Here is a 13,705-nt window from a genome sequence, read left to right as displayed (position 1 = left end):
TCATATCTCTATATGCCCAGGCCGCCAATGTGCTTGTTCATCGCATCGTAAAGCTCGCGGCGATCCAGTGCCCGCATATCTTGGGACTGCTCCATGCTGTGAGCATGACAATGCGGCTGGCACGGAAGGTCGCGCATCCGCTGGGCGAAGCTGCCCGGATCGTGGCACGCTCCCATCTCCCACGCGGTCTTCTGCGGCGGCTGGTGATCGGCGATCATCGTGACCTTACCGTCAGTCTGCCTTTTGATTTTCTTGTCAATGTCCTTCAGCGCCTTGTCCTTGGCTGGGCCTGAAGCCCGACGAAGGATGTTGGCACGGTCCTTCTTGCACTGCCAGCAGGTCTGCCCTTGCACGGAAGCGCGCTGGGTCTCGGTCGTGGGGGTATAGTCCTCCGAGTACTTGTAGTCGCGCGGGCAGTCCTCCTTCATCGCGTCCTTGCCCAGCACCACCGAGAAGTCGACCATGGCGGACACGTCGACCGTGTTCGGCAGCGGGCTCGCGGTATTCTGCTCCATCGGATCGCCGTGGCGGCAGACACCCTTGCCCTCGACCTTGACCGTGAACGACCAGAGCTTGAACGAGCCCTTGCCCTTGATGCGATGGGTGACCACGCCGGCGCCTAGTCCTGGCGTGGCCGCTTCGTTGCCCGTGCTCAGCGCCACTTCGGAAGAGTTCTCCAGCGCCGTCGGTGTTCCCTGCACCTTGACGCTCTTGCTGCCTTTGATGAGATCGCTGGCCGAAAGCATGTTGACATATGGAACCGGCACCGGTCCCGCCGGCGGCGGCGGCGGGCTGAGGCAGACGTCGCCGGGCGCGACGCCCTTGCCGCCGCTTGCCTGGTGGAAGAAGCCCATCTTGTCGGCGTAGACCGTGTTACCCATGGCTCAGGACTCCGCCGTCTCCGGCCGTGCCGCGCATCGCTGGCAGGCCATTTTGAGCAAGGTCGTGGATGTCGGCGAAGCCGAACTCCCTGACCTCCCAGTCGTCGCTCCAGAATGCGATCTTGTCGGTCGCGGCGGCGCCGCCCGGACGTGGCAAAGTCTGAAGGCTTTGGGCCAGCCGGGTCTGCGCCCAGTAGTTGTCGACGCAGTTCTGAAGAAGCGAGGCCACTGCATCGTACCACGGGTCGCCCGGCTCCGGCGGCGGACCCAGCCGCACGATGGCGAACGGATAACGGCGGCCGACGCGATCCTCGCTCATGCGCCAAGCGCCGGAGCAGGGCTGTTCGCCGAAAATACCGCCCTTGACTATGAAGCGCCAGACACGCGAATCTAATTCCCCCTCGTCTGGCCTCTCGCGCAATTCCATCGACATCCAGCGGTCCCAGCGGTCGATGAAAGTCCGCGGCAGGTTCGCGGAGACGAAGTCTCCAGTTGCCGGAATCTTACCGAAGAAGCCGATGATCATATCTGCGGTGGACATGTGAACTTCTTGAACATTTCGAGGTTGTACGGATTTTCGACGCTGGCGGCCTTGAGCTCGAAATCGGCATACATGCCTTTCGTGCCCAGGCGCAGGCTGTAGACATCGGTCAGCGAAGTGCTGGCGAAGCGGCCACTGCGGAGCATCCTCAGCCACGCCCAGCTGCCGGTTTCGTTAAGCATTATTTCAGGCGATCCGTCGATCGGCTGGAAGGCGAGCGAGATGACGCCCGTGCCGTCCTTGCCGGGCCATGTCATGGGTTGCGGCCGCGTTGCGTTGTTGTAGTAGACGAGGCTCTGGCCATCGAGATTGAGCGTGACGCGCGTGACGTTGGGAGACAGGTCCTTCGGTTCAAGCGTGAAGCTCATCACGGGTCCGCTGCCGCCCGCAAACAGATCGTCGCGGATGTGCCTGGCCTGCTCGAATGCCGCCAGGGCCGAAGCATCAAGGCCGAAATCGGCGCGCCACTTCCACGGCTGGCTGGTCATGTCGACATAGTTGATCAGGTGGTCGTTGATGAAACCGTCGATCAGCCCGGCCGGTCCGAACAGCCTTGCGAAATCCCGCACGTTGACGTCCACCGCGCTCTCGGCGCTGAACGGATAGCGGTCGTTCAGCGCCGCCTGGCAGAAAGGCAGGATATCGGCCCGCCAGATGGCGTTGAGCTCCGAAGTGACCGCCTTCTGAGTCAAATTGCTGGTGTCGCCGGCAATCCCGCCCAGCCAGGCGTTGATAGGGTCGGGCAGGATCTGTGCCTGCCGGGCGACCGCTCCCGTCAGTTCGGCAAGGCCGCCCTGCTTCTTGATGGCATCCTGCGGATTGGGGTTCGCGGTGACCGTCTGCAGCACGTTGGAAAGTGCGGTCAGCGCGACGACCGCAGCATCCAGTGCCGGCGGCTGGCCATCGACCTCGGCAATGGTGCTCTTGAGTGGTTTGAAATGCTCGGCCACAAGATTGCCGGTCAGGTCCACCTCGCTGGCCGAACCCGCCCGTGGCAACAGTTTTGCCCCTGTTTTCACTATCTTGCCAAGCTTGCCCAGTTTGCCGAGCAGTTTCGAGCCGCCTTTGGCTGCCGCCTTGTCATCTCCGGCGGGCGCGTCATCCGAACGGGTGAGCTCCGTCTCTTGCACCACTGCCGTCAGCAGGCGCTTCAGCGCGGAATCGGCGCTCGAAAGATCCTTGAGGTTCTCACTGGCGACGATGAGATCGGTCAATGGCGCGAGCCTCATGTCGCGCAGGAAGCTGTCCCATTGCGCGATATAGTCGTCATAGTAGAGCTTCAGAATATCCTCGGACAGCGCCGAGACCGAGGTTTCGGAGTTCTCTGAGCAGCCGCCAGCGAAAACGGCACGATCGAGCGCGGCCTGTGCGGCGACATCGTCGATGCGATCGAGAATGACGTCGTGGAAGCCGGCATAGGTGAAGGCGCCGGAAATGCCGACGCGAAGCGTCTTGGCGGAACGCCGCGCAAACACCTTGCCGCCGTTTGGGCCGGCGAAATTCGCCGGGACCCACTCCTTGAGCCCGGCCACTGCCGGATCGGCCAGCAACTGTTTGTAGGCGCGCGCCGGCAACGAAATGGTGCACACCGTTTTCAGCGCTTCGGCAACCAGGGCCTGGTCGGGCGCGACATAGCTCTCGTCGACCGTCATCCGGCGGATGGCGGCAAGCTGATGCTCTTCGGCATCGGCGGTCGGAAATGGTGCCGCGGCCGCGAATTCGGGCAAGCTGTTCGCCCACCAGTCTTGGGCGTAATCGGGATCCATCTGAGACAGGCCCGTCATCATGCGATAGGTTTTCAGCGCTCCGAGCATGAAATCCGGGTCGCGGATTTGCCGCCACATCGTCGCTTCGAGCAAGGCGATCATGCGCGGCTCAAGAACATTGCGCAGGGCATGATCGTACGTGTCGGTCTGCGCCCGCACCATTTCCGCGGAGGCCGATGGTCCCAGCAGATCCTGTGCGGCGCCAGGCGGTGCTGTCCGGGCGGTTGCGACCGCGTCCATCGCACCGAGCGCGCCGTCCATGGCGGGCTGCTCCACCGATGCCGGCGTTGCAGCGACGGAGGTCAGCGGCGTCTGCAGCGCTTCGAACTGGCCTGCCTGGGCCGTTATCGCGTTGCGGTTGTCAAAATAGGACCAGGTGAACAACCCGCCGGCCAACAATGCCGCCGCCGCGCAAGCGGCTGCCGCACCCCGCCAGATCCAGGCGCGGCGCCGTTGCGCCAGCGGATCGAACGTGCCGAGGCCCGCTTCCTTGAAGATGACTTCGGTCAGCAGGTTCTTCAGGAAGAAGCTGCGTTTTTCGACCCTTGGTGCGGGCAGCGCCCGTCGCGTCGGCAGGCCGAAGGACGAAGACAGCGCCGCGGTCAGCCGGTCGATGGGCGCTCCTTCCTGCGTCGCCGATGTCAGATAGAGCCCGCGCAGCCAGGCGACCTCTTCATACCGGCTTTCGCCGAACATTGCCTCGACCAGCACCTGTATCGGTTCGGACAGGCTTGCCAGTTGGGCGGGAAAGCGGAAAATCTCGGCACGGGCGGCGAGTTTGTCCTCATCTTCCAGCCGCGGCACCAGCCTCCGCTCAAGTTCCGTCGCCAGCGCGGAAATTTCCCGTTCAATGGTCTTGGCATCGACACGCGCTTCCAGCGCGAAGGTGGTCCCCCATACCTGCTCGCGCGAAGCCGTGGACAAGCCGCCGAAGAAAGCCTCGAAGCCCTTGATCAGATCGGCCTTGGTCAGCATCAGATAGACCGGAAGGCGGATTTCGAGCCGGTCGTTGAGTTCGGCCAACCGGCGGCGGATCTTGCGGCCGTGCGCCTTGATGGCTTCATCGCCCTCCCAAAGCACGTCGATCGAAAGCGCGACGATTACGCCATTCAGCGCGCGGCGTCCGCGGTGCTTTTTCAACAGGTCGAGGAAGCCCAGCCATTCAACCGCGTCCACATCGGGCTGGCTCTCCTGCTGGACATAACGGCCGGCCGTGTCGATCAGAACCGCATGTTCTGAAAAGAACCAGTCGCAGTTGCGCGTGCCGCCGACCCCCTGCAGGTCGTCGGTGAGGTCGATCGGAAAATTCAGCCCGGACTGCCGCAAGGCCGTGGTCTTGCCGGTGGCCGGCGGCCCGACGATCACATACCATGGCATTTCGCGCAGAAACTTTCGTCCGCCCAGCTTGCGGCGCTTCAGTTCGGCCATCACCTCGGCGAACTTGGCACCGACGGCCGCGACATTCTCTTCGCCGGGTCTGAGCGGCTTTTCCACCACCGGCGCGGCAATCTCGGCGACGAACATACGGTTGGCGCGGATCGCCCGGCGCTGGGCGACGATCAGCCAGATCAGCCAGAAGATGACCAGCAGCGCAATGATGACGATGCGCACGTTATCAGAGGCGAACGGTTCATAGGGACCGACCCTGACGATCGGACCGAACACCCAGATGACCAGGGAAAGCAGCGTGAGGCCGATCAGCGTCCATAGCCAGCGTGATGTCAGGACAGCCCAAAGGAAGCGCAGGATGAACATCTCACAGCCTCTTTTCGACAAGCACCTCGACGCGGCGGTTCAAGGCCCGCCCCTCGCGCGTGCTGTCGGTGGCGACTGGATCGGTGGCCGCGCGGCCCTCGGAATGGACGCGATCCCGCGGCACTCCGTTCTGGACCAGCATGTCGGCAATCGTCTGGGCGCGAGCCTCCGACAGTCGCTGGTTGGTCGACAGCGGATTGGTCTTTTGCAGGGGAACGCTGTCGGTATGACCGACGACGGTGATGTTTCCGATCAGCTCCTGGTTGGCGAGGATCACCTTGGCGAGCGACCCGATCAGGGGCTCGAAGCCTTCGGTCAGTTGTGGCCGTGACGACTGGAACAGTTCGGGATTGGAGGCCTGGATCGTCAGCTTGGCCAGCGAAACGCTTTCGGTGCCGCTGAGGGCGGATTTGAGGTCGGCGGGCGCCCCGGCCTGAAATTCCGGCAACAGCGCAAAATCCACCTTCTCCGGCGGCGGGGCATCGACCTTGGGCGACGTGCGGGTGATGTCGCCGCGCGCGGGCGGCGGCAGTGCGCGAACAAGTGCGGAGAGCTCGACCGCCTGGCTGCTCAGTGCCATCGAGAGCCCGACATGGATTGTCATGGCTGCAACCGCCGCACCGAGCGCCATGACCCAGATCGGAACGATGAAGCGCTGCGGCTCGTCAGATGCGATCACGCCTTTCCAGTTTGGCGACAGTGGCGCGCCTTCGGCGTCGGCATCGCGTAGGAAGCGTGCCGCCGCCACGCGAACGGCATTGAGCGAGCGGTCGCCGGATCGGGCCGACACGCGATATTTGCCACGAAAGCCAAGCGCCATGCATTGATACTGCAGTTCCAGCAATTCGCGATCACGGTTGGGATGGCGCTCGAGTTCGTCGAGACGGGTGAAGAACTGCGTGCCGGCATCGACATCGCCGCGCAGCATGACCACAAGCGGCTGCCGCGGCCAGGCGCTGGCACCGCCCCATGGCGTGTTCAGGGCCAGATCGTCGAGCAACGCCGCCACCACCCAGGCCGCCTGGTCGGCGCGCTCCATTGAGGATCCGACCGACATAGCCGTGTCGCGTGCCCGGACCAGTTCTTCGAGCAATCGGGTACGCAATGCTTCCGGATTGTCGGGCGGCAGCGCACTTTCAAGCTCGGGAGCGAATTCGAGCAAGGGCGCAAATGCGTTGACGAGTGCGTTCGGATGGGTGCGGGAGCGCTTTACCGACGCGCTCGGCAAAGGTGGCGCCATCGGCCGCGGCATCGGCGCGCCGGTCAATCGAATGCGGGTGCGTTCGCGATCCTCCGACAGTCCGAACGGATCATCGCGGCTCATGATCTCACCTGTTCACCGAATAGCAGTCCACCTGCGGCTCGCTTGGCAACACGCCCGAAACGCCGATGACGAAGCCGGGAGCGTCGAGCAGCGACGCCCAGTGCTCACTTTTCTGGTCCAGTTCCAGACATAACCGATCGCCATCGTAAGGAATCTCGCGCGGCTGAGAATGAAGCGGTTTCAGCGGAATGCCGGGCAAGCGCGATTTCCACAGGCCCTCGAACTGGTCGGCCGAGCCGACGGTTGCCTGATTGACGAATATCTTGCGCAGCGCGTCTTCCGACAACTCCGAACCGACCCGGATGACGATCCGGCTGGCCACCAGCAGCTTCGGATTGTCGATACGGATCTTCCAGACATTGGTCGAATGCCGCATGACAGGCAGCGCACGCGATTTGGGCTCGATGTAACGCAGGCTGAGGATGAGCGAGCGCAGCGCATCCGCCAGCGCCGAATAGGCGGGGCCAGGCGCCATGTGATCGTAGGCGGGCAACTCGCCCAGCCGCCGCGCGCTCGATCCGTAGGTCGCCATCGAACCGGCGAGACCGGCAAGTTCCAGGTAAAGCTCGGCTGGATGGAACACATCCTGAGCCAGCATGTGGGCCAGCCGCGGACGTGCCGCATTGGCGAGATTGAGCATCAGCAAATCTTCGACGCTGCGCCCAGGTCCGCCCATGACCATCTTGCCATGCGCCTCGGCGATCTGGTCGAGGCCGGTGACAACTTCCAGCAGCAATTGCCGGTACCAGGCCACGGCGCCCGTAACCAAGGTCGGTGGCAGGAAGGTCTCGTCCAGGGAGACGCCGCCATCGGCTCGAATCCCCTTGAGGTCGGCTATCGGCAAGGCCGTGTAGCCACCGACCGACTTGCCGGGTGCGAGCAGCAGCGCCTGCGGCCGGGCAATTTCGATTTCTTCAGGGTCTGAACCGCCCTGGACGGCGTCACGCACCGAAACGATCCGCCCATGATATCGCGCACCCGAGGCGGCAGCGTGTGCCGGATCGAAGCCGACACCGCCCGGAGGCTCCAGCGGCAAGGCGATCAGCACCGGTCCGGCGCCCGTGTCAGGGGTGACCGGCAGCGGTCGCGGCGCATCCATCATGTCCGGGATGGAAAAAGGTGTCCCATCCGGAAAGATGCCCCGCGCGGACAGGATCGAGATCTGGCCGGCTTCCAGCAACGCCTGGTCCAGTGTCAGCTGTTGGAAACCGAACGTATGCAATTGCCCGGCCTGCAACGCGCCGCGCACCGTCGCCTCGAAAAAGCGATCCTGCTGCTGGAAATGCTGGGTCCGCAGGAAAAGCCCTTCGGACCATAGCACCCTGTTTGCATTGCTCATGCCGCTACTCTCTGCATCGAGCTCCCCTTGCCCTTTGCCGCTAGGCGGAAATGCCGCCGCTGCCAAGCGTGACGTTGATCGTGAATTTCGATCCCGACGACACCGACTTGGTTGTCCGCCAGTTCCGGCCGCCGGGCTCGCGGATCAGAGCAACAAAGCCCAGCGCCGTAGCGTCCGGCTCGACCGTGATGGTTTTGGATGCGGATTTTCCCGGCCCGACGGAAATCTGGTCGGATCCGATGAGATCGCCCGCCAGCGCCGTGCCGGCATCCCCCTGCAGCGCGAAATAGTCGGCGGAATTGAATTTGCCGGTGCTTTTCAGCCGCATCACCAGGATCGTTACCGGCCGGTCGCCGCCGCCTGGTCCCGGGTTCATGCCAGCACCGCCGGTTACGTTGACGGTGATCACCGATGGTTTCGGCGGACCACTCTGGCAAGCCGCAAGCAACCCTGTCGCGCCCAAGGCAACAACAAATTCACGTCGATCAATCATCTCTCACTCCTCCTCATATGCATCTCGAAAATCAGCGCCGATTTCGCCAAGGAAGCTCTTTTCAGCACTCTCGGCGATTTCACGATGGCGCTTCTGGTAAAGTTCCCACAGCTTGGCGCCCCGCCCCCCAGAGAGAAGGGTTCCGATCGCGGAATTCGTTTTCAGCTCTTCCTCGATCACTACCGGGTCAAAACGGTCGATCATCCGCCGCATGGCGGTCTGTATGCCTCGCCAGGCGCGTACGTGATGTTGCGCGAGATCGCGCACCGCATCGGTGATTGCCGCTTCACCGCCGAGAAATCCTGGGCTGCGCTCAGCGATAAGCGTTATGATGGCGTCGTCGACGGTCGGCAGGAACTTGAGCGGATTGACTTCGGAGGCCCCGACCATGGTCTGCGCGACGCGCGCGTTTCCCTTTTCCTCGGCCCGCTTGCGCAGAAGCTGCATCAGGCCTTCCATCATCATCCGGTATTCGCGACCGAACTTCTCCATTTCCGCGATGCTGTCGCGTCCGGGGAAATCGGCTTCCTCGACACCCATGCCATGCAGGAATGCGGCGCGAAGCGCCATCTCCTCCGGCCGCGCCGCACCCAGCGCCGGGGCGGCTTTGGGAGCAGCACCCACACGTGGTGAAGCAGGGGTAGCTGCGGGCTGCACCGGCAAATCCCAGGGATTGGCTGATTGGGATCGCTGGGCGATGCGCTCGCGCTGTTCGATCGAACTGGCGCCGTTCGCCGAACTGAGCGTGGCGGCTGGTCCGAAAGCAAAGTCATCATGGGTTCCGGACGGCTTGTCACGGGCGGCTTCGGCTGCGCGGTCGGGGGACGGTACCGCGTCGAGGCTGAACGGGTCCGCTTGGCTCGCCGCGCCGCCCGGTTCGCGATAAGGGGCGGGATTTTTCGACACCGGCGTCGAAACCGGATCGAGGCTGAACGGGTCATCGAAAGCGGCCGAGTGGCGCTGGTCGGAGTTGGCACGTTCGAATGCACCCGCAACCGGCTGCTCGAAAGGGTTCGGCAGATCGGCCGGACGTGGCCGTCGCGGCTCTTCTTCGACCTTGGCGGAAAAGAAGTCATCGCCACCGATGCTCACCGGGGCCCGGGATGCTGGCGGCGCGCGTTCCGAAACCGGCTGGCCGGCCGCTGGTGCTTGAGTGGCTGGCGTTTGCAGGTCGACATGGACGACGTAGTCGCCCAATCTCAGCCGCATGCCACTTTGAAGGCGCGTCGACTTGCCGGCACCGAGCGGGCTGTCGGAGTCGTTTATGAACAATCCGCTGCTCGACGTGTCGGTGACAAAATATCCATCTCGCCCGCCAGAGATCTTGCAATGTGCCCTTGAAACGAACATGTCGGGATCGTTGATCTGCCAACCCGCGTCCGCGCTGCGGCCGATCACCAGCTCACCCTCGTCAAGCCGGGCCTGCCGCACCGCCTGGGTGCGTGGTCCTTGCTCCAGTGTCAGCAGCAGGCTCATGCCGCGACCCCCGTCATTTCCGGCCGCCATCCGACGATTGTCCGCAGCCGCATGTCGTCAGCATCGCCCCTTTCGATGGGTCGCGCAAGCCAGGCGGTCCGCCCGAGCCGAACCGCTCCGATTTGGGGCGGCGGTACGGCTTCACGCGCAAGCACGATGCGCAGATCGACGTCGAGCGACTCCCCGACCATGTCGCGAACGGCCTGCTTGAACAGCTTGAGCCGCTCCCCGCCAGGCAGGAACGCCTTGAACTCCTCATACCCCAGCGGGCCGACACGCAGTTCGATCCTGCTTTGGCGGCTGAAAACGCGTGGGCCGATCGTCGCGCCCTTGCCGAGCCCTGCAAAGGCCTTTGCAAGACGGGTCTGGAGACCGGTTGGTACTGTTATCCAGGCGGAGATGAACTCCTTGATCTGTACCGGCGCCTTGAACGCTTCCGCCAGGAACAGCGTCAGCCGTTCCGGGCCCTCGACCTGATTGGCCAGCGAAGCCGCCTGCCGAAGCTTCACCGTATCGAGATTGGGGTCCTGCGTGCCGGGAAGTCCGATCCCGGCCATGGCTTCAAGCATGGCGCGAACGCGCCCGCCGACCGCGCGTTCGGCCTGCACGGCCGGGTGCGCATCCGCCCACGCCCGATAGTAGAGGGCGATCATACGGTGCTGCAGAATGTTGACGAAGTCGACGAACGTCGTGTCGCTGGTCAGTTGTGCCTCGGCGCCGGCGAACCAGCGTTGCGAGAGCCGGTCGAGCACCCAGCGCGTCAGATGCAGCGGCATTGGACCCTCGGGTCCCAGCAGACCGAAATTTGCCACCGTGACCCGGGCCGGTGCCGCATCGCGGGCTTCGCGGAACACAACCAGGTCGCGTGCGGAAAAGGCTAGGCGCACATGCTGGCCGAGCCGTGCCGGCTCACGGTCGGGACGGCCCGAATGGCCGAACAGACCGTTCCGTTGTTCGAGGCGGCGCAGCAGTTCGAAAAAGTCGAACGACTCGGACAGACCTTCGGCCCTGTTCGGGCCGGGCTTGTCTAGATCAGGTAGCGATTGCCGGGCGTCATCGGCCATGGCACATCCTCCTGCTTCTGCAGCAGCCGCGTGCGAGTTCGCACGAAGCCGTTTATCCCGGCGTGACGAGCAAACAACCGCGCCAGCAAGGCCGAAAGCAGCAAGGTACTTTGGCCGGCCAGGACCGATTGATCAACATGCAACGTGACTTCGGTACCGCGTCCAAAGCACATCGGTCCATCGATTTGCAGACGTTCGATGACCGGCTGCGAGTCGATACGCACGATCGAATGCACATTTCGGGCAAGGCTTGGATCGCCGCGATCGGCATAAAGGTCGAGTAGCGCATGCAGGGGATCGATGCCACGGCCTTCTTTGGCAAGACTGAGAAAGTTGAGCGCGAGCTGCGCCACCAGCCGCCAGGCGAGATCATCGGCCCGCGATTCCCCGTCGGCACCAGCAGGCAGTGCCGCAGGAATAGCTGGCTGCGGCGCACGCAAGGCGCCAAGAAGCCTTACGGTTTCGACCGGGTCGCCGGCCTCTAACGTCAACGTCGGATTGTCATCGAGGATCGGCAGATCACGATTGGTGCAAAGCGCCATCACGTCGAGCCGCTTCAGCGGCCGGGTCGCCGGCCTTGCGAGCGGCCGGGACACGGCCAGGAAAACGTCATCCCCGGTATAGGACGTTCGCGTCAGGCCTTCGCGGCGCTCCTCCTCCATCGCGCGGCGAGGGCGCCTTTCGGTCGAATAGACCCAACCACTACCGCGGTTCTGACCCAGGCTGAAGAGCTCGGGGATTTCGGCGTCGTTGCCTTCCGTGTCGGCGTCCTCGACGCGGATAACCCGGTAGATTTCGAAGTCACGCGCCCGCGTCCGGTCCGCATGCAACACCTGGCGCGTCTTGCGTTCATCGACTTCGACGACGTTGCACTCGCGTTCGAACAGATTGATGATCGGTGTCGCGAAAAGTTCGAAGTCCGCCGGCGTCAGATCGGCCAGCTCGGGAACCGTGCGTTTGAACAGGAAAATGATCTCGAGTCCGGCCGCGCATTGGCGCACGACAGGCTGCAATCCCAAAACCCGTGCATAGTGAAAACGCTCGGGCATCATGAAGTATTCGCGCAGCAACCGGTATCCTTCGAATGTCGGGCGGGTGCGCGGCATCAAGGCCTCGTCGTCGCTGATGCCGATCATCTCGGGTGCCGGCAACGGCGACAGCGGGTTGGTCTTGCCTTCCGGTCGCGCTGCTGTGGCCGCGCAGGCGCCGAAAATCGCATCGAACAGTAGCGGCGCCTTGGTGCGTCCGGCAAAATAGAGGTCAAGCCGGTCGAGAGCCAGTTCGTCGAGCTTGCCTTTTCCGGTCCTGGCCAGCGTGAGGCGGAGCGCCGACTCGCCGCTGACACCGCCGATCGGTCCTATGCCAGCCATCGCCATCGCACTGCGGTCCTGAAAAAAGCTGACCGAAGTGACCGCGATCGGCCATAGAGTCATTTCCTGGGCGGTTGAGAAAATGCAGCGCGTTGACAGGCCTGGCTGCAGGCTGGAAACCAGCCGTGTGTTGCGCTTGACGACGTGGCCGGCCAGCATGGTCTGGACCTGCTGGCCGGGTTTCAGCACCGCCATCGCCGTTGCCGGCGCCGGCGTGACCAGATCGGGATAGAGAACGTCGAGCACACTGCGGGAAAATCGCGAGCGCTCGGCATCGACCTTTAGCCGGGTGCGCGCGGCCAGGAAGGCTACGCCATCGAGCAGGCGCTCGACATATGGGTCCGGACACGGCACCGTATCGAGGGAAAGGTTGCGCGCCACCGCCGGATGCATGTCTGCGAATTCCGCTGCAAGAGCGCGGATATGGCTCAGTTCCTCCTCGTAATATTCGACGAAGACCCGATCCATCTCAGGCCTCCCCAATTTCAGTCCGCGCCAAACCGTTGTCGAGATTGATCGTGGTGCGCAGGCGCATGCGTTCGGGAGTCGGGGTCATGATCAGAACGGCGTCTATCTCGATCTTCAGGCCGACGGTGTTGTCGCCAAGCGTGACCGTTACCTTTGTTGCGCTTTCCTTCAGGCGGGGCTCGAAGGTCGCGAGCACCATGCGGATCTCACGTGCCAACACCTCGCGATCGAAGTCGCGCGACGAGCGGCCCGAGAAGGAGGGCACGCCGTAATTGACCACGCTGCGGCGGACCTCCGGGAAATCGGCAAGCGAAGGGGGATTGTCCGCAACCTGTTCATTTTCCAGGTCGGAAAGAAGCGGCGTCGCCTCGAAGCGCTCTGTGTTGAAGAGCGCCTCGATGTCACGCCGTACCGCTTCCCTGAGCACGCGCGCCGATACCACCACGCCACGGCTTTCGATTTCGACGCGGTGCTGGGTCTGAACGGCCAACCGATGCAGACGGCGTTTCTGATCCGGTGTCAGTACCACATCGGCGTCGATGGCACGCGTGCTGCCGGCAACGAGTGTGTCGAGACGGTCCGCGCCAAGCTCGTCGAGCAGGACATGGCGCAGCCCGTCTATTTCCGAGGTCAGGCCCGGCAGATCATTGACGAGACGATCCCAAAGCGACGGCTGGACGGCTTCGCTTTTCGCCCGCAAGCTGCCAGTGGTCTGCTGCATGCCCGCGCCGGGTCGCCGAACCTCACTTGCCGACATAGACATCCATTTCGGCTTCATCATTGCCGTCATAGACGAATTTGATCTTCTTGTAGGCGAAGCTGACCTCTTCCTGGATCAGGTCTTCCTCATCCTCGGCCTGCGACATGTCGTATTCCATGATCGAGGCGTCGGTGAGGGTAACGACCAGGTAATCCTTGGTCTCGCCATCGATGGTCCGGCGGGCCGAGAACACCACCTCATCAAGGGCCTTGTTTTCGAACAAAGCCTTTTTCAGATAGGGCGATGATTTGTCGTAGTGCTTGGTGAATTTGATCATCCCCATGGAGACGCGGCCACGGCGTGACAGCGAATTGGGATCATAAGGTGCGACCATCTTGTAGTCGACGCCATGGATTTCAATCTCGTCATCGTGGCCGTCGCGGGTGCTGGGGCCTTTGATATCGGGAACCTTCAGGAAGCCATCAATCTTCGTAGTCGGCATTGTTTTTCTCCACCGCTTTCAAAAAA

Annotated in this window: 11 protein-coding genes; all 11 read right to left on the bottom strand. The window is 63.2% G+C overall.

All coding sequences use genetic code 11. The features are described from left to right. Positions 1-8: 8 nt before the first annotated feature. Genes A4R29_RS30790 through A4R29_RS30740 form a run of 11 tightly spaced genes read right to left on the bottom strand, consistent with a single transcriptional unit; the run spans position 9 to position 13,679 of the window. Complete coding sequence (locus A4R29_RS30790) at positions 9-881, bottom strand: DUF4150 domain-containing protein (RefSeq protein ID WP_063173917.1); 873 nt, start codon at positions 879-881, stop codon at positions 9-11. Continuing rightward, positions 874-1,407 carry a type VI secretion system-associated protein TagF gene (tagF, locus tag A4R29_RS30785; protein ID WP_063173916.1) on the bottom strand — a complete coding sequence of 178 codons (534 nt, stop codon included), beginning with the start codon at positions 1,405-1,407 and terminating at the stop codon, positions 874-876. Before tagF ends, A4R29_RS30790 begins: the two co-directional genes overlap by 8 nt. Beyond that, positions 1,404-4,943: a type VI secretion system membrane subunit TssM gene (gene tssM, locus A4R29_RS30780; protein WP_063173915.1), complete on the bottom strand. Its 3,540-nt coding sequence runs from the start codon at positions 4,941-4,943 to the stop codon at positions 1,404-1,406. The genes tagF and tssM overlap by 4 nt, the downstream gene beginning before the upstream one ends. Before the next feature lies 1 nt (position 4,944). Then, positions 4,945-6,267, bottom strand: a complete 1,323-nt coding sequence (icmH, locus tag A4R29_RS30775) for a type IVB secretion system protein IcmH/DotU (protein ID WP_027163187.1) — start codon at positions 6,265-6,267, stop codon at positions 4,945-4,947. Between the two features lie 4 nt (positions 6,268-6,271). Continuing rightward, complete coding sequence (gene tssK, locus A4R29_RS30770; protein WP_013525301.1) at positions 6,272-7,606, bottom strand: type VI secretion system baseplate subunit TssK; 1,335 nt, start codon at positions 7,604-7,606, stop codon at positions 6,272-6,274. Positions 7,607-7,646: 40 nt separating this feature from the next. Next, a complete protein-coding gene (tssJ, locus tag A4R29_RS30765) occupies positions 7,647-8,099 on the bottom strand; it encodes a type VI secretion system lipoprotein TssJ (protein ID WP_063173914.1) in 453 nt (150 codons plus the stop codon). Between the two features lie 3 nt (positions 8,100-8,102). Continuing rightward, positions 8,103-9,575 carry a type VI secretion system-associated FHA domain protein TagH gene (tagH, locus tag A4R29_RS30760; RefSeq protein WP_063173913.1) on the bottom strand — a complete coding sequence of 491 codons (1,473 nt, stop codon included), beginning with the start codon at positions 9,573-9,575 and terminating at the stop codon, positions 8,103-8,105. Next, positions 9,572-10,639, bottom strand: a complete 1,068-nt coding sequence (tssG, locus tag A4R29_RS30755) for a type VI secretion system baseplate subunit TssG (RefSeq protein WP_063173912.1) — start codon at positions 10,637-10,639, stop codon at positions 9,572-9,574. The genes tagH and tssG overlap by 4 nt, the downstream gene beginning before the upstream one ends. Further along, positions 10,603-12,477, bottom strand: a complete 1,875-nt coding sequence (gene tssF / locus A4R29_RS30750; RefSeq protein ID WP_063173911.1) for a type VI secretion system baseplate subunit TssF — start codon at positions 12,475-12,477, stop codon at positions 10,603-10,605. The genes tssG and tssF overlap by 37 nt, the downstream gene beginning before the upstream one ends. Before the next feature lies 1 nt (position 12,478). Continuing rightward, positions 12,479-13,234, bottom strand: coding sequence for a type VI secretion system baseplate subunit TssE (tssE, locus tag A4R29_RS30745; RefSeq protein ID WP_013525306.1), 756 nt, complete (start codon positions 13,232-13,234; stop codon positions 12,479-12,481). Continuing rightward, on the bottom strand, positions 13,221-13,679 hold the full coding sequence (locus A4R29_RS30740) for an Hcp family type VI secretion system effector (protein WP_013525307.1): 459 nt from the start codon (positions 13,677-13,679) through the stop codon (positions 13,221-13,223). Before A4R29_RS30740 ends, tssE begins: the two co-directional genes overlap by 14 nt. Positions 13,680-13,705 lie beyond the last annotated feature (26 nt).

This window comes from Mesorhizobium ciceri biovar biserrulae (assembly GCF_001618845.1).
Lineage (GTDB): Bacteria > Pseudomonadota > Alphaproteobacteria > Rhizobiales > Rhizobiaceae > Mesorhizobium > Mesorhizobium ciceri.
The sequence above is the reverse complement of the archived record's forward strand: the minus strand, read 5'-3'. Positions and strand labels throughout refer to the sequence as shown.

Bases quoted from the DNA above. Each gene is read 5' to 3' on its own strand.
- A4R29_RS30790 (WP_063173917.1), bottom strand. From the start codon at position 881: ATGGGTAACACGGTCTACGCCGACAAGATGGGCTTCTTCCACCAGGCA.
- tagF (WP_063173916.1), bottom strand. From the start codon at position 1,407: ATGATCATCGGCTTCTTCGGTAAGATTCCGGCAACTGGAGACTTCGTC.
- tssM (WP_063173915.1), bottom strand. From the start codon at position 4,943: ATGTTCATCCTGCGCTTCCTTTGGGCTGTCCTGACATCACGCTGGCTA.
- icmH (WP_027163187.1), bottom strand. From the start codon at position 6,267: ATGAGCCGCGATGATCCGTTCGGACTGTCGGAGGATCGCGAACGCACC.
- tssK (WP_013525301.1), bottom strand. From the start codon at position 7,606: ATGAGCAATGCAAACAGGGTGCTATGGTCCGAAGGGCTTTTCCTGCGG.
- tssJ (WP_063173914.1), bottom strand. From the start codon at position 8,099: ATGATTGATCGACGTGAATTTGTTGTTGCCTTGGGCGCGACAGGGTTG.
- tagH (WP_063173913.1), bottom strand. From the start codon at position 9,575: ATGAGCCTGCTGCTGACACTGGAGCAAGGACCACGCACCCAGGCGGTG.
- tssG (WP_063173912.1), bottom strand. From the start codon at position 10,639: ATGGCCGATGACGCCCGGCAATCGCTACCTGATCTAGACAAGCCCGGC.
- tssF (WP_063173911.1), bottom strand. From the start codon at position 12,477: ATGGATCGGGTCTTCGTCGAATATTACGAGGAGGAACTGAGCCATATC.
- tssE (WP_013525306.1), bottom strand. From the start codon at position 13,234: ATGTCGGCAAGTGAGGTTCGGCGACCCGGCGCGGGCATGCAGCAGACC.
- A4R29_RS30740 (WP_013525307.1), bottom strand. From the start codon at position 13,679: ATGCCGACTACGAAGATTGATGGCTTCCTGAAGGTTCCCGATATCAAA.